At 68.4% G+C, this 23,547-nt stretch carries 17 protein-coding genes; 3 read left to right on the top strand and 14 right to left on the bottom strand.

What is annotated here, in order from left to right; all coding sequences use genetic code 11:
• Positions 1-52: 52 nt before the first annotated feature.
• The 5 genes from ILT43_RS16155 to ILT43_RS16135 form a co-directional block, all read right to left on the bottom strand.
• Complete coding sequence (locus ILT43_RS16155; protein WP_204200017.1) at positions 53-1,354, bottom strand: PepSY domain-containing protein; 1,302 nt, start codon at positions 1,352-1,354, stop codon at positions 53-55.
• Positions 1,351-3,591 (bottom strand): TonB-dependent receptor family protein, encoded by a 2,241-nt coding sequence (locus tag ILT43_RS16150; RefSeq protein WP_204200016.1) that lies wholly within the window; start codon positions 3,589-3,591, stop codon positions 1,351-1,353. Before ILT43_RS16150 ends, ILT43_RS16155 begins: the two co-directional genes overlap by 4 nt.
• Positions 3,592-3,645: 54 nt before the next feature.
• Positions 3,646-4,077, bottom strand: coding sequence for a hypothetical protein (locus ILT43_RS16145; protein WP_204200015.1), 432 nt, complete (start codon positions 4,075-4,077; stop codon positions 3,646-3,648).
• A 128-nt stretch (positions 4,078-4,205) separates the two neighbouring features.
• Positions 4,206-7,079, bottom strand: coding sequence for a TonB-dependent receptor (locus ILT43_RS16140; RefSeq protein WP_204200014.1), 2,874 nt, complete (start codon positions 7,077-7,079; stop codon positions 4,206-4,208).
• Between the two features lie 128 nt (positions 7,080-7,207).
• The gene (locus ILT43_RS16135; RefSeq protein ID WP_204200013.1) at positions 7,208-8,839 is read right to left on the bottom strand and encodes an NAD(P)/FAD-dependent oxidoreductase; all 1,632 of its coding nucleotides are present in this window, start codon (positions 8,837-8,839) and stop codon (positions 7,208-7,210) included.
• A gap of 31 nt (positions 8,840-8,870) precedes the next feature.
• Here ILT43_RS16135 and ILT43_RS16130 point away from each other — a divergent pair, with 31 nt between their 5' ends.
• Complete coding sequence (locus ILT43_RS16130; protein ID WP_204200012.1) at positions 8,871-9,239, top strand: reverse transcriptase-like protein; 369 nt, start codon at positions 8,871-8,873, stop codon at positions 9,237-9,239.
• Positions 9,240-9,248: 9 nt separating this feature from the next.
• Here ILT43_RS16130 and ILT43_RS16125 read toward each other — a convergent pair whose 3' ends face one another.
• Positions 9,249-9,650 (bottom strand): winged helix-turn-helix transcriptional regulator, encoded by a 402-nt coding sequence (locus tag ILT43_RS16125; RefSeq protein WP_204200011.1) that lies wholly within the window; start codon positions 9,648-9,650, stop codon positions 9,249-9,251.
• Positions 9,651-9,729: 79 nt separating this feature from the next.
• Between ILT43_RS16125 and ILT43_RS16120 the strand changes: the two genes are divergently transcribed.
• Complete coding sequence (locus ILT43_RS16120; RefSeq protein ID WP_204200010.1) at positions 9,730-10,791, top strand: SDR family oxidoreductase; 1,062 nt, start codon at positions 9,730-9,732, stop codon at positions 10,789-10,791.
• Positions 10,792-10,944: 153 nt separating this feature from the next.
• Here ILT43_RS16120 and ILT43_RS16115 read toward each other — a convergent pair whose 3' ends face one another.
• Both ILT43_RS16115 and ILT43_RS16110 read right to left on the bottom strand, forming a co-directional pair.
• On the bottom strand, positions 10,945-11,196 hold the full coding sequence (locus tag ILT43_RS16115) for a hypothetical protein (protein WP_204200009.1): 252 nt from the start codon (positions 11,194-11,196) through the stop codon (positions 10,945-10,947).
• A 37-nt stretch (positions 11,197-11,233) separates the two neighbouring features.
• Positions 11,234-11,692: a PaaI family thioesterase gene (locus tag ILT43_RS16110; protein ID WP_204200008.1), complete on the bottom strand. Its 459-nt coding sequence runs from the start codon at positions 11,690-11,692 to the stop codon at positions 11,234-11,236.
• Between the two features lie 77 nt (positions 11,693-11,769).
• Between ILT43_RS16110 and ILT43_RS16105 the strand changes: the two genes are divergently transcribed.
• Positions 11,770-12,393, top strand: coding sequence for a TetR/AcrR family transcriptional regulator (locus tag ILT43_RS16105; protein ID WP_204200007.1), 624 nt, complete (start codon positions 11,770-11,772; stop codon positions 12,391-12,393).
• A 143-nt stretch (positions 12,394-12,536) separates the two neighbouring features.
• Here ILT43_RS16105 and ILT43_RS16100 read toward each other — a convergent pair whose 3' ends face one another.
• From ILT43_RS16100 to ILT43_RS16075, 6 genes are all read right to left on the bottom strand, one after another.
• On the bottom strand, positions 12,537-13,127 hold the full coding sequence (locus tag ILT43_RS16100; RefSeq protein WP_204200006.1) for an NADPH-dependent FMN reductase: 591 nt from the start codon (positions 13,125-13,127) through the stop codon (positions 12,537-12,539).
• Between the two features lie 29 nt (positions 13,128-13,156).
• Positions 13,157-13,942, bottom strand: a complete 786-nt coding sequence (locus ILT43_RS16095; RefSeq protein WP_204200005.1) for an IclR family transcriptional regulator — start codon at positions 13,940-13,942, stop codon at positions 13,157-13,159.
• A gap of 176 nt (positions 13,943-14,118) precedes the next feature.
• Entirely contained in the window at positions 14,119-16,056 is a 1,938-nt protein-coding gene (locus ILT43_RS16090) for an alpha-L-fucosidase (RefSeq protein ID WP_204200004.1), read from the bottom strand.
• Between the two features lie 19 nt (positions 16,057-16,075).
• Entirely contained in the window at positions 16,076-18,607 is a 2,532-nt protein-coding gene (locus ILT43_RS16085; protein WP_204200003.1) for a glycoside hydrolase family 3 C-terminal domain-containing protein, read from the bottom strand.
• Positions 18,604-21,183 (bottom strand): beta-mannosidase, encoded by a 2,580-nt coding sequence (locus ILT43_RS16080; RefSeq protein ID WP_204200002.1) that lies wholly within the window; start codon positions 21,181-21,183, stop codon positions 18,604-18,606. The genes ILT43_RS16085 and ILT43_RS16080 overlap by 4 nt, the downstream gene beginning before the upstream one ends.
• Positions 21,180-23,495 carry a beta-N-acetylhexosaminidase gene (locus ILT43_RS16075; protein WP_204200001.1) on the bottom strand — a complete coding sequence of 772 codons (2,316 nt, stop codon included), beginning with the start codon at positions 23,493-23,495 and terminating at the stop codon, positions 21,180-21,182. Before ILT43_RS16075 ends, ILT43_RS16080 begins: the two co-directional genes overlap by 4 nt.
• Positions 23,496-23,547: the final 52 nt, after the last annotated feature.

Here is a 23,547-nt window from a genome sequence, read left to right as displayed (position 1 = left end):
CCCTGATCCCGCGCTATTGCAAGAAAAAGGATACTGCCAAGTTAACTATCTTTCACGTCGCCTCCAGCCCGAGCCAGGCGCGTGGCCGAGCCGGCAGGATGCGGTCGATCAGCAGAACGAGCAGCAGCGACGCGCCGAACAGCGGTAGCATCACGGCCAGCGCCGCCACCGTTGTGGCGAAGCTCCACGCCAGCGCCGGGCGGACGGCGGCTCGGGGAGCGCCGAGCGTCCCCGGTGCGCGCCGTCGCCACCACAGCATGACGCTGCTGATCGACAGCAGCATCAGCATCAGCGCGGTGACGAGGTTCACCAGCAGGTTGATCCAGCCGAACGCCTGCCCCTCGTGGATCGCGACGCCCCAGCCGACGAGGCGATCGACGAGCGGGCGTTGCGCGAAATCCTGACGGGTGAGCACCGCGCCCGACGCGTCGAGCGTCAGGTCGGTGCGGAGCGGGCGGTTCGCGGCGTTCGACTTGGCGGTCCACGGCTGGGCGGCCTGCGCGGGCGGCGCGATCAGGACCGGCGCGGCGAGGTCGAGCGGTCGGATCGTTGCGACCACGCGGTCGAGCGGCGCGAGGGGGACGGACGCGGGCTTCGGCATCGTCATGCCCGCCATGTCGGCCATCCCGTCGTGTCCGCTGTGGCTGGAGGACCAGTCCTGCTTCACCGGCTGCCCCTCCGCCACGTGCCGCGCCATCTTCAGATACGCGCCCCAGCTTGCCGCCCAGGGCAAGCCCGACACCAGCAGGAACAGCGCCGCCGCCGACACCCAGAACCCCGTCACGCCGTGCAGGTCGCGCCAGAACCGGCGTCCGCCGGCGCGCAGGCGGGGATAGACGACGCCCGCGAGACGCTGCCCGCGCGGCCACCACAGGAACAGGCCGGACACCAGCATGACGATCGCCCAGGATGCGGCGAGTTCGACGACGTAGGACCCGACCGGACCCGCCAGCAGCTCGCCGTGCAGTCGCGACAGGATCTTCATCGGCCGGCGATCCTCTCGCTCGACCTTCAGCACCGTGAGCGTCGCCGGATCGACATAGACACGCTGCGTCAGATCGCCGTCGCTGACGAGCACCTGCACCGCCTGCGTCGGGGTCGCGGGCAGTTCGTACTGCGACAGCGTACCGCCCGGCACCGCCCTCAGCGCGGCGGCGACTTCGGCAACCGGACCGGCGCGGCGGCCGGGTTGCGCGACGGTGGCATAGGGGCGGTCGAGCCACGCCTCGATCTGCGGCTTGAACAGGTACACGCCGCCGGTCAGCGACAGCCACAGGATGAACGGGATGCAGAACAGCCCGGCATAGAAGTGCCAGCGCCAGACGGTCGGGTAGCGGGGCCAGGCGCGCTTCACTGGAACCGCGCCTTGATGCCCGCGAACCACGTCCGCGGCTGACCGGCATACAGCGCGCTGCCGACGTTGCGCAGCACCGCCGCGCCGTTCTCCACGCCCGCCGCCGACAGGCTGTCGGAGACGATGCTGGCGGACCCGACATAGGTCTTGTCGGCGACGTTCTGGACCGAGACGAAGTAGCTCAAGCGCCGCCACCCGCCGTCGCCGGGCGGTGGATCGTAATGGAGGTTGAGGTTGACGAGCGAATAGCCCGGCACGCGCAGCCGGTTGCCGTTGTCGAGCCAGTAGCGGCTGCGGACATTCGTCTCCACGAATCCGCCGAGCCCCGCCGCCGGCCCGGTCGGCTGGTCGTACCCAAGCCGGACATTGCCGAAATGCGGAACCACGCCGGGGATCGCATTGCCGCGCCGGTCGATCGTGCGCGAGACGGTGCCGGTCGTCAGCCGCTCCTGAAAATCGCGATAGGTCTGGTCGGTATAGCCATAGCTCGCGAGTGCGCGCAGGCCCGCGACGGGTCGCCAATCCAGCCCGAGTTCGACGCCGCGGTGGACCGAGCGTGGCACGTTCGACGTGTAGGCGAGCAGGTTCACGCCCGCCGACTGGCTGACCAGTTCGTTGCGGAACCACTCCTGATACACCGTCGCCTCCGCGGTCAGCGTGCCGCCCAGCGCCACCGTCGCGCCGAGATCGACGCCGGTGTTGCGCTGGCTTTTCAGCGCGCGGTTGTCGCCGGGAATGCCCGCTTGCGTGACGAACAGGCCGCCCGCCTGCGGGATGCCGTAGCCCTTGGCGATGCGGGCGTGGAGCGTCACCGCGTCGATCGCGCGCCAGCGCAGTGAGGCTTCGGGCGCGAGATTGTCGAAGCGGCGCTCGGCCGGGATGACGCTGACGACCCGCGTGGTGTTCAGCGGATAGGTGAAGCCGGTCTGCACGACGTCGATCCAGGACCGTTCCGCGCCGACGCCCGCCACCGCCAGCAGCCGCGGCGTCAGCGCCATTTCGCCGCGCGCGCGGATCGCGAGGTTGCGCACGTCGCCGACCACGAACTGCGTCGGTGCGCCAAACCCGTCGCGGCCCGCCGGGGTTTTGGCGAAGCTGTAGCTGCGGTTCTCCAGCGATCCGTAGGCGACCTGCAAGAAGCCGGTCGTCGCGCCCGACCGGACGGTCAGGTCCGACGATAGCTGATAGCTGTTGAGCGTGCCGCGGAACGGTGTCGCACTGGTCGGCTGGTACACGTCGCGGCGATCGAACGTGCCCTGCGTCCGCAACGTGGCGTGCGACGAAAAGTCATGTTCGTGGCGGACACCGATGATCGTGCGCTTGTCGTCGCGGGCCAGATCGGCCTCCGCCGCGGTCTGCGCGATGCGGGGGCCGTTGCGACCGTTGACGAACACCTGGATCGTCGCGCAGCCGGGCGCGGCGGTGGCGGCACGCTCGCACCCCTGCTGATACGGGTTCGCCAGATATTGCGCGTAGGACAGCCGCGTCGACAGCCGGAACTCGCCCGTGTTGTGGATCAGCTTCAGCGCGATGCGATCGTTGCCGTCGACAGCGAAGGTGCCGAGCGCGTTGATCGTGCCGGTGCGGTAATCGGTGTGTCCGGTCGAACCCTTGCCGCCGACGAGGCTGGCGAAGATGCTGTAGTCGTAACCCGGCCCGGCCTTGCCGAGCGTTGCATAGACGTTGGCGTAGCCGTAGCGGCCGACGTCGCTGCCAACCTCAAGCCCGTCGACCTCCCGCCCGCTGCGGCTGCGGAAATTGACCGCGCCGCCCAGCGCGAAATTGCCGTAGCGCGCGGACGAGGGGCCCCGGACGATGTCGACCGCGCCGTAGGCATGCGGATCGGTCAGGTCGAAGCGGGCGAGGCCGTCCGGCTGGGTGACGGGGAAATCGTCCTCGAACACCTGGATATTGCGCGCGCCGAAGCTCTGGCGGGCGTTGGAGCCGCGGATCGAGACGCCGACATCGCGTGGGCCGTTGCCCTGGATGAACGCGACGCCGGGCGCCAGCTTGACGATGTCGCCGATCGTGGTGGCGGGGGTCAGCGCGATGTCGCGCGTGTCGATCGTGGTGACGGTCTGGCCGGCGATGCCGGTGGTCAGCGTCAGAGCGGTGCCGGTGACGATGATCTCGTCTGGCTGTTGAACGGGCGGGGGCGGCGGCGCGACTTGCGCGAGGACGGCGCACGGGACGCACGCCAGTGCAGCCGCGGCGACGCGCGGAGATGTTCGGGACATGACGATACCAGCTTGGCCCCGCGGCCGGGCCGCAGGGCGAGGACACGGACGGGCTCAGGCGAGCGCCGGCGGTCCCCGGAGTGGCGGGCGCAGATGGCCATGTTCGCGGACCCGCAGCGGCACCACCCGGCGGATCGCCAGCGCCAAGGCGTACGCGATCGCCGCGACCAGCAGCACCGCGTCGACCGACGCCATCGCCGGCGTCGACAGGTCGGCGAAGGCGCAGGCGCTGGCGGGCTTGGACGGTACCGGTGCGGTGTCGGCGGGGGTGCCGGAATGATGGTGCATGCCGGCCATCGGTGTCTTGGCGGCGGGCGCGGTGATCGTCACCGGCCCGGCACCGTCGCAGATCGCGAGCAAGACGCTGCCCTGCGCGATCATCGGCATGTACCCGGCCGGCACCAGCAGCCGGAGCGCCAACGCCAGCGCCACCAGCAGGGCGGCGACAGCGCGATAGTCGCGGATCAGGCGGCGGACCGGGAGCACGCGTGTCGCCTAGTCCCGCAGGCGGGTGGTGTCACCCTCAACCGCCGCCCCCTTTGATCTGGAGCAGCACAATCGACAATCATCGTCCGTCATGCTGGACCATCCCCGCATGACGGCGCGTATGTCGTTCAGAACCGAAAGCGGACGCCCAGCGAGTAGACGCGCTCGAGATAGACGACCTGACGCGGGAAGGCGTCGCCGTCGCTGCCGAACTCGCGACTGCGCTTCAGCGGATTGCCGAGCAGATTGACGATGTCGAACGCCAGCGTGATGTTCGGAATCGGCGTGACCGTGGTCGAGAAATCGAGCTGTCCGCGACCCTTTTCGATGATCGCACCGGTGCGCGGTACGCCGTTCGCATCGACGTCGAGGTTCACGACGCCGTATTCGAACACGAAGTCGGAGCGGTAGTTATACGCCATGCGCGCCGAGAAGAACGGCCGTTCGTACAGTGCAACGAGGTTGCCCGACCATGTCGACACGCCGGTAAAGCGTGGTTGACGCCCGGCAACGTTCGGAGAGTCAGAGAGACCCTGCGCAAGATCGCCGCCGGAATCGACATAGGTCGCATTCGCCTGGATACCGAAACCCTTGGCCCAGTCGGGCAGGCCGTCGATATCGAGGAAGCTGGTGAACTGCACCTCCGCACCCTGGAAGCGGGTGTTGCCGGTATTCTCCGGCAGGTTCAGGCGCGACGGACCGTAGCCGACATCCACGCCCTCCCGGTTGATGCGCGAGATGAAGCCGTTGGCGTCGCGGCGGAACACCGCCGCCGTCAGCGAACCGGAGCGCGAGAAATACCATTCCAGGCTGATGTCGTAATTGTCCGACGTCAGCGGGCGCAGATCGGGATTGCCGCCGGTGATATTGCGCAGGTTGCTGTTGATGCACTGCGGCAGCGCTGGGTTCGCCTGACATTCCGGCGAGATCGTCGGCGGCGGGCCGACGGTCAGGGTCGGATTGAGGTCGAAGAAGTTCGGGCGCGTGCGCGTCTGGTTGTAGTTCAGGCGCAGTTGCAGTTCCGGCGTGAACATCAGCCGTGCGCTGGCGTTGGGCAGATAGTCCGTATAGTCGTTGGACGCCGTCGTCGGCGAGAAGCTGGGCGTCGCGCCCGGTGTCGTCTCTTCCTGAACGAAGCCGCTGATCCGGGTTTTGGTCTTGACCGCCCGCAGGCCGATCAAACCGTCGACCGACATGGTCGGGCCGAGATCGAAGCCGTATTTGAGCTGCGCGTAGGCGGCATAGGCTTTTTCGTTGGCGACGAAATTCTCGGTCGGGTTGAACGCCGGCCGCCCTTCCGGTGCCTGGAAGAAGGCACGCAACTCAGGCAGATTGTCGCGGATGCTGGCCGACGAGATGCCCGCGAAGGTCCGCACCCCGAACGTATTATCGAAGGTGAAGGCGGGACGCGTGTTCTGAACGGACACGGGCAGGCCGGAGATCGGAATGCGCAGGTCGGGCACCGGCACGCCGTTGATCGTGTTGACGTAGGGCGCACCGCGGTCGCGCGTGGCATCGCGGTCGTTGTAGCGGGCGCCGAACTGGATGCGTTTCAGGAAACCGCTGTCGAATTCATACTGCACGTCGGCGCGGCTCTGGATGTCCTTGCCGCTGACGACCAGATATTCCTGAAATAGCCCGCGGGCGATGTAGTTCGACGGATCGGTGACGTCGAAGTTCCGGAAGGCGAAGGTCGGGCCGCCGTTCGTGCCCGGCGCATCGAACACGACGTCGCGGGTCGGCGAGCTCGCCATCGCATAGTCGATGTTGACGAGGTCGAATTTGTACTTGCTGTTCGTGTAGGCGATGTCGCCCGAAATCTGGAGGTTGTCGCGCTTCCACACCGCGCCGCCGCCGCCCTGATAGGTGTCGGTATGACCGTTGGCGGAGGTGTAGTAGCCGTCCGGCGCGGTCGCACCAACGACGGTCGCGCTCTGCGCCACGTTGGAACGCCCGGCCCGCGTCGTCACATTCTCCAGCCGGAAATCGGGGCCGCCGAAGATCGGTACGAACATCCACTGGTTGGTGTCCTTGCCGCGATAGCCCTGGAACAGGCCGTCGACGTAGATTTCCAGCTCCGGCGTCGGCCGCCACTGGAACGCGGCGTTGGCGGACGGGCGGAAACGGTCGCCGTTGCTGGTGAAGCGACCCTGCGCATCGGGGTAGCGAATGCCCGCGCCGACGCCCGGCGCATTTGCGGCGGTGGTGGTGCCGATCACGGTGGACTGTTCGCGCGTCGCGTCGAGATAGTTCAGCCCGACATAGGACGCGTTCACCAGCAGCCCCATCTCGCCGATGCCGGTGTCCCAGCGATCGCTGATGAGGATGTTGCCATTCCACGTGGTCCGGCCCGAATGCTCCCAGTTCACGCCGTTGAGCGAACCGGACACCTCGAACCCGTTGAAGTCGAACGGGCGACGACCGCGCACGTTGACCTGCCCACCGATGCCGCCCTCGATCAGGTTGGCGGTACCGTTCTTGTAGACCTCCAGCGCGGCGACGGTGCCGGCGGGGAAGTCCTGGATGGCGACGAAGCGCCCTTCGGCGGTGAAGATCTCACGCCCGTTATAGGTCGTGCTGATGTCCGGGAGACCGCGGATCTGGACACCCGCGGCTTCGCCCGCCCCGCGCGTGACCTGCACGCCCGACACGCGGGCAAGGGCGGCGGAGGCGAAGGTGTCGGGCAGCTTGCCGATATCCTCGGCGACGATGGCATCGACGATGCCGTCGGAATTGCGCTTCAGCGCCTGCGCGGATTCGAGGCTGCGGCGGAGGCCGGTGACGACGATGTCGCCGCCCTCTTCCGGCGTTTCCTGCACCGCCGGCAGTGGTGCGGCGGTGTTCGCACTCTGATCCGACGGCGTTTCCGGCCGCGGCAGGTCGGCCGCACCGGATTGCGGCTGTGTCCTCGACGGTGACGCCGTCTGCGCCTGCGCCTGCGACAGGCTGGTCATGGCGGCCATTGCCGACATGCCCATCCACAATGCCATCTTCGCCTTCATCGCATCATCCCCCAAGCGGCTTCGGCGGCCTTCCGCTCGAAGTGAGTGATGCAATTATACCGCGCGTGTTGCCTCGCCTCAATGCATATATGTTGGAAAAATAAGACTTTTATCTTGATCGATGTGAATTAGCCGCTGCAATCCTTTGTCAGCTGCACGGCCACCGCCTCGGCGATCTTGATGCCGTCCACCGCCGCCGACAGGATACCGCCGGCATATCCCGCGCCCTCTCCGGCAGGATAGAGCCCCGCGGTGTTGACGCTCTGAAAGTCGTCGCCACGCGTGATCCGGACGGGGGAGGAGGTGCGCGTCTCCACGCCCGTCATCACCGCGTCGGGATGGTCGTAGCCGGGGATCTGCTGCCCGAACGCCACCAGCGCCTCGCGCATCGCGGTGACGGCGAAATCTGGCAGGCACTCGGCCAGATCGGTCGGCGTCACGCCGGGCTTGTAGCTGGGAATGACGCTGCCGAGCGCGGTCGACGCGCGGCCCGCGACGAAGTCGCCCAGCCGCTGCGCCGGGGCCCGGTAGTCGCCGCCGCCCGCCGCGAACGCGCGTTCCTCCCAATGGCGTTGCAGCGCGATGCCCGCCAGCGGATCGCCCGGATAGTCGCGCGCCGGATCGATGCCGACGACGATGCCCGAATTGGCGTTCCGCTCGTTGCGCGAATATTGGCTCATGCCGTTGGTGGCGACCCGGCCGACCTCCGACGTTGCCGCGACGACGGTGCCGCCGGGGCACATGCAGAAGCTGTAGACGGTGCGCCCGTTCTTGCAGTGGTGCGACAGGCTGTAGGCCGCGGCGCCGAGATCGGGATGGCCGGCGCACGGGCCGAACCGCGCCTCGTCGATCCAGCTTTGCGGATGTTCGATGCGCACGCCGATCGAAAAAGGCTTGGCCTCCATATGCACGTCGTGGCGGTGGAGCATCGCGAAGGTGTCGCGCGCGCTGTGGCCGACCGCGAGGACGACCGGTCCGGCCTCGATCCGCTCGCCGGTGTGGAAGGTCAGACCGGTCAGGCGGCGCGTGCCGTCCGCGTCCTCGGTTATGTCGACATCCTCGACGCGGGTGCCGAAGCGGTACTCGCCGCCCAGCTTCTCCACCGTCTCGCGCATGCTCTCGACCATCGTGACGAGGCGGAACGTGCCGATATGCGGGTGCGCCTCGGTCAGGATTTCGGGCGGTGCGCCGGCCTTGACGAATTCGGTCAGAACCTTGCGGCCGAGATGGCGCGGATCCTTGATCTGGCTCCACAATTTACCGTCGGAGAAGGTGCCCGCGCCGCCCTCGCCGAACTGGACGTTCGACTCCGGGTTGAGCTCGCTGCGCCGCCACAGGCCCCAGGTGTCCTTGGTCCGCTCCCGCACCACCTTGCCACGGTCGAGGATGATCGGGCGGAATTCCATCTGCGCCAGCAGCAGCCCCGCGAACAGGCCGCATGGCCCCGCGCCGACGACGATCGGACGCGGACCGTCGTAATTGGCGGGGGCCTTCGCGACGAAGCGGTAGCCGGTGTCGGGAGTTGGGTTGACGTGGCGGTCGCGCTTGAACCGGGCGAGCACCTGCGCCTCGTTCTTCAGCGTCACGTCGATCGAATAGACGAGCTGGATGTCCATCTTGTCGCGCGCGTCGTTGGCGCGGCGCGCGATCGTGTAGCGGATCAGGTCGCGCGGCGTGATGCGCAGCCGGTTGCGGATGGCGGCGGCCAGCGCCTCCTCCGGGTGGTTGAGCGGCAGTTTCAGTTCGGTGATACGCAGCATGAGCGCCGCCTTAGCGCAAAGGAGCCCGCGATTGTCACGGTTGAAGGTGTATTTCGACGGCGGGCTGCGTCCCGAAGGGATGGAAACGGCGGTGGTGATCCGCGGGGAGGCGCATGTCCGCCGCGATCTGGGGGCGGGCACCAGCATGGACGCGGAATGGCTCGCGTTGCTGCACGCGGTGGAGCTGACGCGGGCGATCGGGTGGGACGCAGTCGTGCTGATCGGCGACTCCGCGGCGGTGGTGGCGCAGGCGAACGGCACGGTGCGGGCGCGGGGCGGAGACGCGCGGCATCATGCTGCGCTCGTCGAGGCGACGGCAGGGCAGGGGCCGCGGGTTCGGTATGTGAAGCGGGCGCAGAATCTGGCGGGAGGTGTGTTGGCGCGGCTGCACGAGCGGTAGTCCCTCCCCTTACAGGGGAGGACTTGATCCAGCCCGCCGCCGCGACGACGGTCGCGTGCCCAGCGCATCGAGCGCGTCGGCGTTGTCGCGGCCCCACGCGTAGAGCAGTTCCACCGCGCCCACGAAGCGTGCGCCGAGCGGGGTCAGCCGGTATTCGACTGCGGGCGGGGTCGTGTCCTCGACATGGCGCGAGATCAGGCCGCTACCCTCCATCTCTCGTAGCGACTGGGTCAGCATCTTCTTCGAGATGCCCGGCAGGCTGCGCAGCAGCACGCCGCTGCGCGCCGCCCCGGCATGACGGGCGTGCAGCGTGTGGAGGATCATGCTCGTCCATTTCGTCGCGAACAGCTCCATCACGCGGCGCGGCGCGCAATCCTCCCGCCAATCGTTGTCGTCGCTGCCAGCCTGCATGTGGTTACCTCTTGGTGCCGTCTAGGAACGCACGCATCCGCTGCCTAGCTGCCGTCCGCAGCAGCAAGGGACTGGAAAGATGGCGAAGACGGCATTGGTGGTGGGCGCGAGCGGGATCGTCGGCAGCGCGACGGCGGCGCTGCTGGTGGAGCAGGGCTGGAGCGTGCAGGGTCTCGCACGGCGGCCGGTCGAGCAGGCGGGCGTGACGCCCATCGTCGCCGACCTGACGGATGCGGCTGGATCGGCGGCGGCACTGGAGGGCGTGACGCCCGACGCGGTGTTCATCACCACATGGCTGCGGCAGGACAGCGAGGCGGAGAATATCCGCGTCAATTCGGCGATGGTCCGCAACCTGCTGGACGGTCTGCGACCCGGCGTCGCGCCCCGGCACGTCGCGCTGGTCACCGGCCTGAAGCATTATCTCGGGCCGTTCGAGGCGTATGGGAAGGGCACGTTGCCGCAGACGCCGTTCCGCGAGGAGCAGGGGCGGCTCGATATCGAGAATTTCTACTACGCGCAGGAGGACGAGGTGTTCGCCGCGGCCGGGCGCGACGGTTTCGGGTGGAGCGTGCATCGGCCTCACACCGTGATCGGCAAAGCGGTCGGCAATGCCATGAACATGGGCACGACACTGGCAGTCTACGCGACGCTGTGTCGCGAGACCGGACGGCCCTTCTGTTTCCCCGGATCGGCGGCGCAGTGGAACGGGCTGACCGACATGACAGACGCCGGCCTGCTCGCCGAGCATCTGTTGTGGGCAGCGACGACACCGGCTGCGCGCAACGAGGCGTTCAACGTCGTCAACGGCGACGTCTTCCGTTGGAGCTGGATGTGGGGGCGGATCGCCGCCGCGTTCGGGATCGAGGCGGCACCGTTCGACGGCACCGTCCGTCCGCTGGAGCAGCAGATGGCGAACGATGCGCCGATCTGGCGCGAACTGGCGCTGCGCGAGGGGCTGGCGGAACCGGACCTCGCCCGGTTGGCGTCGCCGTGGCACACCGACGCCGATCTTGGCCGACCGATCGAGGTTGTCACGGATATGTCCAAGAGTCGGCGGCTGGGGTTCACCGGCTACCGCGCGACCGACGACGCGTTCCTGACGCTGTTCGATCGTCTGCGCGCGGACCGGCTGATCCCGTAATGCCGTGGAGGTGACGACGGCTACTCGCCCAATCCGTTCGCCCTGAGCGTGTCGAAGGGCTGCTATCCGCCGGCACGGTCGTCGGTGGGCGCAGGGGCTTCGACAGGCTCAGCCCAGACGGGACGGGGTGAGGGAGGGTACGTCGCCGGCCGGCTACATCCGTGCGATCTCGCGCTGGGTCATCGTGGTGCTGGCTTTCCCGTCCTTCACCGACACGGTGGCGGCGGGGACGGTCACGTACTTTTCGCCGACGATCACGACCACGGAACCGTCCGCCAGCACGCGCTGGATGCGGGCGATCTGGCGACCGTCGCTCTGGGTCAGATACTTTCCGGGCTTGGGAGCCTCGGCCGTCTGCGGGGCGGCGGCGGCGAACAGGGCGAGCGTGGCGGCGACGATCATCATCGTATTTCTCCGATAGAATGGGGCGGCAGGACGGGAGTCAGCGCGGCTGTTCGAAGACGAGCAGCGTGGACGTGGCGGTGGCGCAGAGGCGTCCGTCGCCGTCGTGCAGTGTCGCCTCCGCAAAGGCGACGCGGCGGCCGATCGACACCAGCCGGCCGACCGCGCGGACTTCGCCGCTGCGATCGGTGAGACCGCGCACGTACGAGACCTTCAGCTCCAGTGTCGTGTAGCCTTGGTCGGCGGCGAGGCCGGAATGGGTCGCGATCCCGCACGCGCTGTCCAGCAATGTCGCGGCATAGCCGCCGTGGACGGAACCAATGGGGTTGTAGACGCTGCGGCCGGGCGTGCCCGTGAACACCGCATGGCCGCGATCGACCTCGACCAGCGAAAAGCCGAGCGTTTCGCCGATCGGCGGTTGCCGGTTCGTCTCCATCATGGCCCGCAACTGCGTGAGTCCATCGGGGCGGTCGGTATCCCGATCCTGATCCTGACTCATGCGAGAGCGTTCCCAAATCGTAATATGATGCTCATAATATGATGGACGTCATGTCACAAGAGGGGATAGGATGCGGCATGCGCTATGACAGCGAACACAAGGCCCGCACCCGCGAGCGCGTGCTGAAAGAGGCGGCGAAGGCGATCCGGATCGAAGGCGCGGACCGGATGGCGGTGGCGACGGTGATGAACCGTGCCGGGCTGACGCATGGCGGCTTCTACGCGCACTTCAAGTCGAAGGACGACCTCTTGGGAGAAGCCGTCCGCTACATGTTCGACGAGCGGTACGGGCGGTTTCTGGAAGGCGAGGGCGACGATCCGGCGGCGACGCTGCGCCGCTTCGTGGATGCCTATATGTCGATGCTGCACCGTGGGTCGTTGGCCAAGGGGTGTCCGGTGCCGATCCTGGCGGGGCAGATCCACCGCTTGCCGGAAGCCGCACAGACCCGGTTCGCGGATGCGATCGACCGTCTGGTCGGTCGGGTGGCGGATTTGCTCGAGCGGCTGGGGCTGAAGGCGGTCGTGGCGCATGCGCGCGCCGCATCGGTGCTGGCGCAGATGGTCGGCACGGTCGCCTTGTCCCGCGCCTATCCCGACGAACGGGCGGCGGCGCTGCTGGAGAATGCGCGGATCAGTGCGACGCGGGACTTGCTGGGCGACGTCACGGGGGCGGATGCCGGGGGCTCGGGCGGGGCGGCATAGCGAGGCTGCCCGTCGCCAAGCTACCACCCCGGCGAAGGCCGAAGTCGCGTTCGGCTGTCGCTCTCAATTGATTGCCGCCGACATCCCGACTGGCCTCGGCTTCCGCCGGGCAGGCATGAGAGAGCGGCTGCCGCGCACCACCATCAATACGGCGGCGGTCGTTTCGCGCGCTGTTCCCGTGCGGCCTCGGTCCACCACGCCAGATCGTCGGCGAAGCGCGGGAAGGCGCGTTCCAGCGCCGCGCCGCCCGACCCTGCGGGTGCACCGTCCGCGTCGAAAGCCTGACCGATGCCGCCGACCGCCAGCGAACTGGATATGACGACCATCCCCATTTCCGACAGCGTGCCGTGCCACGCCAGTCCAGCCCGCGCGCCGGCGAACCGGCCGGCGGAATAGCTGGCGATGGCGGCGGGTCGCCAGAACCATTCCTCGAGGAAATGGTCGGTCAGGTTCTTCAGGCCGGGCTGGACGCCCCAGTTATATTCGCCGGTCACGAACACGAAGGCATCGGCCGCCCGGATCTTCGCCGCCAGTTCCGCCAGCTTCGGCGGTGCCTCGCCCGCCGGATATTCCTTGTACATGCGATCGAGGATCGGCAGGTCGATCGCCTTCGCATCGATCAACTCCACCGCCGCGCCGCGCGCCGTGAAGCTGGCGACCAGATAGTCCGCCAGCCTGATGCCCTGCCGATCGGATCGGTAGGACCCGTACAGGATCAGGATGCGGTCGCCCATCGTGCCGTCCGTCGCTCCGGCCGGCGCAATCAGGGGGCGCGGCGGCGGCGTGGCGGCGGCGTGGCGACCGACAGGGTCGGCATGATCGGCTGGTCGGAGCGGTCGTACCAGCCGAGCGCGGTCGAGATCGCGGCCGCGGTGCTTTGCAGTTCCGCCAGCGAGGCGTCCAGATCGGCGTGACCGTCGCGGTCGATCGCCTCCAGATAGGGAACGGTCAGCGCCGCCACGACCTTGCCGTCGAAGCCGTAAATCGGGCAGCTGACGTCGCACACCGCGGACAGGCGCGCACTGGCCAGCCGCTCATACCCACGTTCGCGGATCGTTTCGAGTTCGGCGTCCAGTCCCGCCGGGGCGGATAGCGCCGACATCAGCGCCTCGCGACGTTCCGGGCTGGCGAAGGCGAGCAGGACATGGCCCGAACAGCTGGTCAGCAGGTCGATCGTCGTACCCAGCCGCACGGCGAACGCGGTCGGCCCGGGACTTTCGTGGCGAAGCACGACCAAACCGTGGTCGCCGTTCATCACCGCCATGTGGCACGACTGCTGAATCTTCGCCGCCAGATCGTGCATCAGGGGTGCGGCGACGTGGGTCAGTTCGCGGGCCGGCGTGGCGTGGTGGGCCACCTCCAGCACCTTGTACGTCACACGGTAGCGGTCCCCACCGGGAATTTTCTGCAACCAGCCGCGCCGATCCAGCACCACGATGATTCGGAACAGCTCGCTGATCGAGCGACCCAGCCGCGCCGCCATTTCGCCGATCGAAAGACCGGACGGCTCCCGCGCGAGCAGCTCGACCACGTCGAGCCCCTTTTCCAACGCGGGGGCTGAATAGGTGGGAGACTTTCCCTCGTTCTCGGGCAATTTTTGGCCTGTCATGAGATGATGCTAACCGGTCGTAACGGCAAAGTCACGACCGGCGAGGCGGCGTGCAAACAATTGTACCGGAAAGTATTTTGCGGCCATGACGGGATTAATGCAAAATAGCGGGAGCGCTACCGCGGCTGCGGTGCACCCTGCGGCGTCGTAAACGCCCCGATCCCGGCCACCGCGACGCGGGTCGCGCCCGCCACGGCGGGTGCGTCGAAGCGCAATCGCAGAAAGCGCGCCGTGCGGGGTTGGGCAAAGGCGATGCGCTGGGTGGCGAGGGCGTAGGCGATGTTGGCGAACTCGCCGCTGGCGCCGGCCTGCCACACGCGTCCGTCGACACTGGTGTCCGCGCGGTAGCCACGCGGCGGGACCGAGCCGTTCGGCGGCGCGCGTGACGGCGTCAGGCTGAATCCGGCGAGCGTTTCGGCACGGGCGAGATCGATCGTCACGGTGGCCGGAGAGGTCGATGTCGGTGCATCGATCGTCCACACCGTCGCGGCGTCGTCGTCGATCAGTGCTTCGCCGCCGGGGGCGGAGGCGGCGACGATCGACCAGCCGGCGGGGGACAGGATCGTGCGGTCGCTCGACCGGGCAGCGGCGACCGGCTGCGGCGCGACCTGACGGAACAGCGCGATCTCGCTGATCGCCGGGCAGACGGGGGCGTCGAGGATGCGCAGGCGCAGACGGCGTGCACTGACCGGGCGATCGAGGCGGATGATCCGCTGCGCCGAGATGCAGGCTCGTTCGGCCAGCGTCTGCCAGCGGCCATCCGTAAACGCATCGACCGCGAACCGCGTCACCCGCACCCCCAGCGGCAGATATTCGCGGATACGGATCAGGTCGAAGCTGCGTCCCGGCGGCAGATCGAGCGTCAGCGACGGCGTCGTGTCGCCCTCCGGACTGGACCAATAGCTGTCGCGCCGGTCGTCGAGGACGTTCGCGGCGGCGAACGCAGGACCGCGCGTGGCGCTGGCGGACGCGACCGCCCCCTCCGCCAGATTCGACGCCAGCGTCGCGCGCATCGCCGCACCGAACGACGCGAGCGAGGCGACATCGGGATCGGCAATCCGGCCGCGCCGGTCGGGCGGCAGGTTCAGGTGCATGTTGGTGCCGCGCCCCACCGACTCGTCGTAATAGCGGAGCAGCCGCTTGGGGCTCTTCACCTTGGCGTCCTCGTCGGCGTGATAGAACCAGCCGGGCCGGATCGACGTGTTGGTCTCCGCCGGCCACCACAGCGCGCCCCCGCGCACGCCGGCATTGCCCTCCGTCTGCACATAGGGGTGATTGGGCATGGTCGGCCAGCATGGGTCGCCCGCCACCCCGTCCTCGTTCCCGACCCAGCGGATGTCGGAGCCGAGCGGATCGAAGGTGCACGCCATCGGCTGGTGCTGGTGGACGAGCGCGATGATCGACGGCCAGTCGTAATATTTTGGCGCGTCGATCGTCCGGGTCTCGCGCGCGCCGCCATAATAGCCGTCACCGCCGTTCGCGCCGTCGAACCAGAATTCGAACAGCTCGCCATAGCGGGTGCAGAGCTCGACCACCTGCTTCCGGTAATAGTCGATATAGGCGGGGCGGCCATATTCCGGGTGATTCCGGTCCCAGGGCGACAGATACAGTCCGAACATCAGCCCGGCACGCCGCGCGGCGCGCTCCATCTCGCCGACGATGTCGCCCTTGCCCTGCTTGTACGGGCTGTTGCGGATGCAGTGGTCGGTCAGCATCGTCGGCCACAGGCAAAAGCCGTCGTGATGCTTCGCGGTCAGGATGATGCCGCGCATGTTCGCCGACTTGGCCGCGGCGACGATCTGATCCGGATCGAAATCGGTCGGGTCGAACAGCGACGGGCTTTCGTCGCCATAGCCCCATTCCTTGTCGGTGAAGGTGTTGATCGAGAAATGCACGAACGCGTATTGCTCGTGCCCGTGCCACGCCCATTGCCGCGGCGATGGCGTCGCGCCCCACGCTGCGGGTGCGCCGTCGGCGGCCAAGCCCGGCGCGGCACTGGCCAGCCCCGACACCAGACCGGATGCCAGCAGGGTACGGCGCGAAAACTCGGTCATGCGGCTACTCCGGTAAGGGTCATTGCGGCAGGTCGAGCGGCGATCCCGTGACCGCGACATCGATCCAGCGTCCCGCCGCCGCATCCGGCTGGCCGCCGCCGACCCACAGGCGATAGGTGCCGGGCAGCACGCGGCGGGTGCCGTCGCGGAACACGCTGCCCATCGTCCGCGGATCGATCCGGAGCGACACCGTCTTCGTCTCGCCGGGTTTCAGCGCCACACGCGTGAAGGCGGCAAGCTGGCGCTGGAGCACCGGATCGGTGAAGCCCGCGGGCTCGTCCGACGGCGGCGGGACCAAGTAAGCCTGCACCACCTCCTCGCCAGCGCGCGTACCGGTGTTGGCGACGCGTGCGGTGACGGTGATCGGCGCACCCGTCGCGACGCCCGGCGCGGCGACGCCGTCATAGCCGAAGCGCGTGTAGCTTAGCCCGTGGCCGAAGCCCCAGAGCGGCGTGCCGGTGAAGTAGCGATAGGTCCGCTCCTTCATCCCGTAATCCACGAAGGCGGGCAGGTCGCTGGTCTTCGCGTACACGGTGACGGGCAGCCGCCCGGACGGATTGCTGACGCCCGCCAGCGTGTCGGCGACGGCGGTGCCACCCGCCTCGCCCGGATACCACATCGTCAGGATCGCGTCGGCGGACGCAGGATCGACCGCCACCGCACTGCCGCTGGCGAGAACGAGCACGATCGGCTTGCCCGTCGCCTTCAGCGCGGCGAGCAGGCGCTGCTGCGCGAACGGCAGCGCGATATCAGTTCGGTCGCCGCCGACGAAGCCGGGCACCTGCACCGGCAGCGCCTCACCCTCTAGGTCGGGGGACAGGCCGGCGAATACGACCGCGACATCGGCGGACTCGGCGGCGGCAACCGCCTGCGCCAGCAACGGCTCTGCGGGAGGTAGCCACATCAGGCGGATACCTTCGTCGTCGCTGACGTGATCGAGTTCCAGCCGCAACGGCACGGGCGTGCCGTTGCTGACGTAATCGACCTCGACACGACCCTTCGCGACCTCGCCCGCGGCAAGCTGACGATCGCCGATCCACAGTCGCACCGCATCGTGCGACTTGCAGTATTTCCAGCATGCGGGAACATCGACGACCAGCTTGTACGTGCCCGGACCCGGCGGCGTGAAACGCGCCGTCCAGCGCGCGGCAAACCGGTCGCCGCGGATCTGCGGCACCGGCGCGGCGCGGTTGATGTCGAGGTCGACGCGACGCTCGGCGCGTGTCGCGACGGTGCGGCCATCGACGCTGTATTCCGCTTTCAGCCCGATCAGCGCCGTCTCCGGCACCACCACCGGCGCACCGTCCGCGAGGATCGATCCTTGGGCATAGACGACGTTGCCGAAACGCGCGCGCAGACCCTCCAGCGGGGTCACCGGCGCGGTCGCGGTGCCGTGGTAATTACCCTGCAACACGCCGAGATCGTCGGCATTCGCACCGATCACCGCCAGCCGCGTCGTGGTCGCCAGCGGCAACCGGTCGCCTGTGTTCTGGAGCAGCACGATCGCCTTGCGCGCCGCCTCCAGCGCCAGCGCGCGGTGGGCCGGCGTGCCGATCTGCGACGGCTTGATCCGTGACCACGGGCTCTTCGCGCCATAGGCGATGCCGAGATCGCGCCGCGCGGTCAGCGCCCGTGTCAACGCGGTGTCGAGTTCGGCTTCGGTGACCAGCCCGCTCGCGACCGCGGCGGGCAGCGCGCTATACGCGTTGCCGCAATTCAGGTCGGTGCCGCCGCGCACTGCCGCCGCCGCCGCCGCCGCGCCGTCCAGCCGGTAGTGGTGGAACAGGTGGATGTTCGCCACCGCATCGCAGTCCGAGACGGTGAAGCCCTTGAACCCCCACGCCCCGCGGATGCGATCGTTCAACAACGCGCCGTCCGCGCAGGCGGGGGTGCCGTGGATCGAGTTGTACGCGCACATCAACGACCGCGCCTTGCCGTCGATCACCGCCATGCGGAACGCGGGCAGGTACGTCGCTTCCAGATCGCGGGGTGAGGGATCGACGTCGAACCCGTCGCGCCCCGCCTCCGGCCCGCTATGCACCGCCAGATGCTTGGGCGTGGCGATCACCTTCGGGTGGAGCGGATCGGGGCCTTGCAGGCCGGTGACGAACGCGACGCCGAGCGTGCCCGTCAGATACGGGTCCTCGCCATACGTCTCCTGCCCCCGCCCCCAGCGCGGATCGCGGAAGATATTGATGTTGGGAGACCAGATCGTCAGCCCTTCGTAGATACGGCGTGGAGCCGCCACGGGTTGCGCGTTGAACTTCGCGCGCGCCTCGGTCGCGACGGTGTCGCCGATGCGCCGGACGAGATCGGGGTCCCAGGTCGCGGCCATGCCGATCGCCTGCGGAAACACCGTGGCGTGGCCGTTCCGCGCGAGGCCATGCAGTCCCTCTCCCCACCAGTCGTAGGGGGGCAGGCCGGCCTCCGCGTCGGCGGGGGCGCTGCTTTGCAGTTGCGCGGCCTTTTCGGCGACCGACATCGTCGCGATCGATGCGGTGACGGGGTCACCCGAACCCGAGACAGCTTGCGCGAACAATAGCCAGATCATCGTGCCAGCGTCCTCAATGTCAGCGATTTGGCCAGCGTCGCCGGCGAAGCCTCGGAGGCGACCGCAACGGTGATGCTCTCCCCCGGCAACAGGTCGAACCCGTCGTCGGACGGTTGCGCGGCGACATCGCCGAAATCGAGCATCACCGCACGCGCCAGTGCGGTGGCGGTGATCGTCACGTCGCGCCCGTTCAAACGCGTGGACAGGCCGGGCGCGGGATAGGCCATGTCCTTGGGCGGGGCGCGCTCGACGATCGCCCGGCTGACCGGCTTGTCGCCCACCAGCAGTTCCGCGACCGCATAGCTGGCGGTCGGCGCTGCCGTGCCGAACAGCGCGGTGTCGTCCAGCGTCGCCACCAATGTGGCCGCAAGCGGCACGAGCGTCACTGCTTCGTCGCGCGTCGATAGTGTCGCCCCGGCCATGTCGCGCACCGTGATGCGCCACCGCGCGGGCGTCGGTGTCGTCCGGTCGGAGATCAGCGACACCCGCGTGACCCGGTTCACATTCTCCGCGACGATCGCCTGCGGTGCGAAGAAGCGGCGCGCGGCGTAGTTGAGCAGCTTCCACCGCCCTGAATAGTCGATGCTGGCCCACGAGATCGCCGGCCAGACATCGTTCAACTGCCAGTAGAGCGACCCCATCGTCACCGGCCGGCAGGCGCGGTGGTGCAATGCCGCCAGTTCGATCGCCTGCGCCTGATTGACCTGCGTCAGATAGACCATGTCGGCGAAATCCTTCGCCGGCCGCAGTCGCGCGTCGAGATAGAGTTGCAGGCGGGCATTGCCCTCGCCGGCCAGGAACTTCTGGTGCGCCTTCATCACCGGGCTTTCGGCGGCGAGCGAACCCTTCCCCGCGAAATTGCGGATCGTGGACAGGTCGGGCATCGACTGGAACCCGTATTCGGACATGAAGCGCGGGCAACTATCCAGATAGCGCTCGATCGGCTTCGATCCCGACCACACGTCCCAGAAATGCCGGTCGCCCGCCGCGTCGGTGTCGACAGGGCCGTCATAGTCGGTCGATGGCGAATTCGCCCAATACGGCGTCTGCGGGGCCTTCGCGGTCACCGCCGCGCGCAGCACGCGGTCGAACAGCACGGCCATGTTCGCGCCGATTCGCTCCTGCTCGTCCGCACCGACGGCTTTCTTGAACGCCTTGCGGTCGCCCCAGTTCTCCCAGCCAGACAGGATCTCGTTGCCGCCCGCCCACAGCACGATCGACGGATGCGAGGACAGGCGCGCGACCTGCTCCTCCGCCTCGATCTTGACGTTCTCGCGGTAGGCGGCGTCGGGCGGCGTCACGCTGCCGCCGAACATGAAGTCCTGCCAGATCATCAGGCCCATCGCGTCGGCCATGTCGTAGAAGGCGTCGTCGAGATAATAGCCGCCGCCCCAGATGCGCAGCATGTTCATGTTGGCGTCGCGCGCGCCCTGAAGCAGGGGCCGCATCGACGCGGGCGTGACGCGGGCGGGGAAGCTGTCGAAAGGGATCAGGTTCGCGCCCTTGGCGAAGATCGGGATGCCGTTGACGCGGAAGCCGAACGCGCCGCCGCCCCGGATCAGCTCGACCGTGCGCAGGCCGATGCGGCGGCTGGCGGTGTCGTCCTGCCCCAGCGTCGCATCGACGCGGTACATCGGCTGTGCGCCGTACCCGACCGGCTGCCACCGCTCGGGGTGCGCGACGGTCAGCGGCACGGTGACGACGTTCAGTCCGGGCACCAGCGTGACGGTGCGCGCCGCCGTGACGGGCGTGCCGGTCGGGCCGGTGACGGTGGCGCGGACCTCGGTCGTCGCTTGTGTATCGGCGACGATGTCGAACGTCGCGGCCAGCCGAGCCTCGGCTTCGTTTAAAGCCTGCTGGTCGACGCGGAACGCCTCGATGCGGGCATCGTCCCACGCTTCGAGCCGCACCGGCCGCCACACGCCGATCGCGACGAGGCGCGGGCCCCAGTCCCAGCCGTAATGATATTTGGGTTTGCGCAGATAGGGGGAGGTCTGCTTGCCCTTCGGCTCGTCGCCGAATGCGGAATCATATTCGCCGGGCAGCGGGTTCTTCTCCGCGAGCACCATCGGCTGCAACCGCTTGATCGGGGAGGCGATGCGGACCGTGACCTCGTTACGACCAGGTTTCAGCAGCGGTTTCGCGTCGCCGCGCCAGCGCCGGTGCGCGTTGTCGGCGGCGATCAGCGGCCGGCCGTTGACCGACACGGTCGCGAACGTGTCGAGCCCGTCGAACACCAGATCGAGGTGATCGCGCGCCAGCATCGCCGGCGTCACGTCCAGCACCAGCCGGTACTGCCAGTCGGTCAGCCCCGCCCACTGGATCGCGGCCTCGTTCGTACCCTTGAACGGGTCGGGCGCGATGCGCGCGGCGATCAGGTCCTGCTGCACGCTGCCGGGCACCGTCGCCTTCAGCCAGCGGGCGGCCTTCGGATGCGCTTTCGTGGCCGCCGCGTCGGCGGGGTCGATCCGCACCTGCCACCCGGCGTCGAGCGGCGTGACCGTTTTCGGCCCCGCCCAGGCGGCGGTCGGACACAGGAGAAGCGCGGCGGCGGTCAGGGCCGGCGCGATCCTCATCGGTCGCCCTCCGTCAACTGCACGCGTTCGACGGTGTAATAGGGATCGCTGAGCGGCGAAGTGAACTGGAAGCAGATGTCCTGATCCCCCTTCGCGTTCGGCAGCGTACCCTTGAAGGTGAAGCGTTGCGGGGCCATCTTGGGATCGGGCAGCGGGAACGCCCCCGCCGCGACCGGTCGCGCGGTCTTGTCACCCGCCTTGCGCGCGGCGGCGGCGGCGACGCAACCGACCTGCACCAGCAATTCGCCGTGGTCCGTGACGTTGTAATGCTCGCGCAGCATCCGGGCTTCGTGCGCCAGTCCGTAATGCCGCGCGAGGCGGACGACATCGACCGCGTAGCCGCGCGCGATGTCGAGGGGCGCATCCGGGTAGAGCGTGCAGGTGTCGAACAGGTTGATGTTGAACGCCGGCGCGTTGGCGGTCGACTCCGACGTCAGCGGTGGCCGCAGCCCGAGCGAACCATTCGGGCAGGCGCGCATGTCCGAACTCGACCGTGACAGCAGCGCGGCGCGCGCGGTGTCGAAGCTGCGCGGCGTCGCGGTCGCCATACCGGCGGCGTCGAACGCGGCGGCGCGGATGACGGTGCCGGGCTTCACCGACAGCGTCGCCGCATAGGCTTTGGAGCGTGCGGTCGGCGTGCTGCCGTCCGTGGTGTAGCGGATCGTGCCGTAGGGGGCCTGCGTCTTCAGCGTCAGCGGGATGCTGTTCCGGCGCAGTGCGTCCCCGCGGGTGCCGTCGACGCCGATATCGACCGCAAAGGCGCTGTCGGCGACCTGCATGCCGGCGCGCTTCCACCGTTCGCCCTGCTGGTGGGCGCGCGGCAGGAAGGCGGCGAAGTCCTTGCCGCCCTTCTGCGCCCACGTCACCTCCGCGACGGCGGCGGCGCGGGGGAAGATGTGGTGCTGCAACTGATAGCGCGTGGCGATGTATTCGCTCCACAGATTGGCCTGCGCGCCGAGCACGTGCCGCTCCCGATCGGGCGCGATGCCGACGGGCATCGGATCGTACTGGTACACCTTATCCAGCGGCAGCACGTCGAACCGGCCCGGCGGTTCGTCGGACAGGTCGCTCTGCGTATAGTTGAGGTACATCGGGGTGCCCGGCGACATCACCACGTCGTGGCCCAGGTTGGCCGCGTCGATCCCGCCCTTTTCGCCGCGCCACGACATGATCGATGCGGACGCGGGCAGGCCGCCCTCCAGGATCTCGTCCCAGCCGATCAGGCGGCGGCCTTTTGACTGCAGGTAGGTGCCGAACTGATCGATCATCCAGCTTTGCAGCGCGTTCTCGTCCTTCAGGCCAAGCGCCCTGATCTGCGCCTGAACGTCCGCACTGCGTTCCCACTGGTCCTTCACCGCCTCATCTCCGCCGAGGTGGATATAGGTGCCGGGGAACACGTCCATGACCTCGTCCAGCACCGCCTTCACGAACGCGATGCCCTTTGGGCCGGGATTGAAGAGATAGGGCATGATGCCCCAGTTGTTGCTGACCTCGGGCCGGTCGCCGAGCAGGCCAAGCTCGGGATAGGCGGCGACCAGCGCCTGTGCGTGGCCGGGCAGGTCGATCTCCGGCACGATCGTGATGCCGCGGTCGCGGGCGTACACGACGAGCGCCTTCAATTCCTCCTGCGTATAGAAGCCGCCGACCTTCGGGCCGGGATCGCCGCCGGTCGAGGGCGGGGTGCGGAAGCCGCCGATCTCGGTCAGCTTCGGATAGCGCTTCACCTCGAACCGCCAGCCCTGATCGTCGGTCAGGTGCAGGTGGAGCGAGTTGAGCTTCACCGCCGCCATCTGGTCGACGATCGCCCGCAGGGCGGGCATCGGCAGGAAGTGCCGCGCGGGGTCGATCATCAGGCCGCGCCACCCGAAACGCGGCGCGTCGGCGATCGTCGTCGCGGCGACCGTGACCGGCCTGCCGAACTGCGCATCGGGGCTGACCAGCTGCGCCAACGTCATCGCGCCGTGGACGAGACCGCGGTCGCCCGATGCGGCGATGACGATACCGGTGGAAGTCACCGTCAGGCGGTATGCTTCGTCGCCCTTGATGCCGGTATCGCGAACGAAGCGGACCGGGCCGGTGGCGCCCGGCACCAGCGTCAGGCCGCGGACCCTCTTCACATGCTCGGCCAGCAGTTTCGTGGCGGTGTTCGCGCCGGCGTCGCTGGCGGGGGCGCCGATGCGGGTGCCGTCCGCGACGGTGAAGCTGCCCGCGCCCGGCGTCATCGAGGCGGGAATGGGTAGCAGCGACTGGGCCGTCAGCGGCGTCGTACCGAGCAGCAGGGCGGCGGTCAGGGTGAAGCGAAGGACGGTCAAGGCGTGCTCCCGAAAACGACGAATACCAATACCCTACCGCAACATGAGCGCG

It is taken from the genome of Sphingomonas longa (assembly GCF_016892685.1).
Classification (GTDB): domain Bacteria; phylum Pseudomonadota; class Alphaproteobacteria; order Sphingomonadales; family Sphingomonadaceae; genus Sphingomonas; species Sphingomonas longa.
Note: the sequence above shows the minus strand (reverse complement) of the source record. Positions and strands in the feature narration are given on the sequence as shown.

What these genes read in the sequence shown, in the direction of transcription:
- ILT43_RS16085 (WP_204200003.1), bottom strand. Translation starts at nt 18,607, where the DNA reads ATGATCTGGCTATTGTTCGCGCAAGCTGTCTCGGGTTCGGGTGACCCC.
- ILT43_RS16115 (WP_204200009.1), bottom strand. Translation starts at nt 11,196, where the DNA reads ATGATGATCGTCGCCGCCACGCTCGCCCTGTTCGCCGCCGCCGCCCCG.
- ILT43_RS16090 (WP_204200004.1), bottom strand. Translation starts at nt 16,056, where the DNA reads ATGACCGAGTTTTCGCGCCGTACCCTGCTGGCATCCGGTCTGGTGTCG.
- ILT43_RS16110 (WP_204200008.1), bottom strand. Translation starts at nt 11,692, where the DNA reads ATGAGTCAGGATCAGGATCGGGATACCGACCGCCCCGATGGACTCACG.
- ILT43_RS16150 (WP_204200016.1), bottom strand. Translation starts at nt 3,591, where the DNA reads ATGTCCCGAACATCTCCGCGCGTCGCCGCGGCTGCACTGGCGTGCGTC.
- ILT43_RS16135 (WP_204200013.1), bottom strand. Translation starts at nt 8,839, where the DNA reads ATGCTGCGTATCACCGAACTGAAACTGCCGCTCAACCACCCGGAGGAG.
- ILT43_RS16105 (WP_204200007.1), top strand. Translation starts at nt 11,770, where the DNA reads ATGCGCTATGACAGCGAACACAAGGCCCGCACCCGCGAGCGCGTGCTG.
- ILT43_RS16120 (WP_204200010.1), top strand. Translation starts at nt 9,730, where the DNA reads ATGGCGAAGACGGCATTGGTGGTGGGCGCGAGCGGGATCGTCGGCAGC.
- ILT43_RS16080 (WP_204200002.1), bottom strand. Translation starts at nt 21,183, where the DNA reads ATGAGGATCGCGCCGGCCCTGACCGCCGCCGCGCTTCTCCTGTGTCCG.
- ILT43_RS16140 (WP_204200014.1), bottom strand. Translation starts at nt 7,079, where the DNA reads ATGAAGGCGAAGATGGCATTGTGGATGGGCATGTCGGCAATGGCCGCC.
- ILT43_RS16125 (WP_204200011.1), bottom strand. Translation starts at nt 9,650, where the DNA reads ATGCAGGCTGGCAGCGACGACAACGATTGGCGGGAGGATTGCGCGCCG.
- ILT43_RS16100 (WP_204200006.1), bottom strand. Translation starts at nt 13,127, where the DNA reads ATGGGCGACCGCATCCTGATCCTGTACGGGTCCTACCGATCCGATCGG.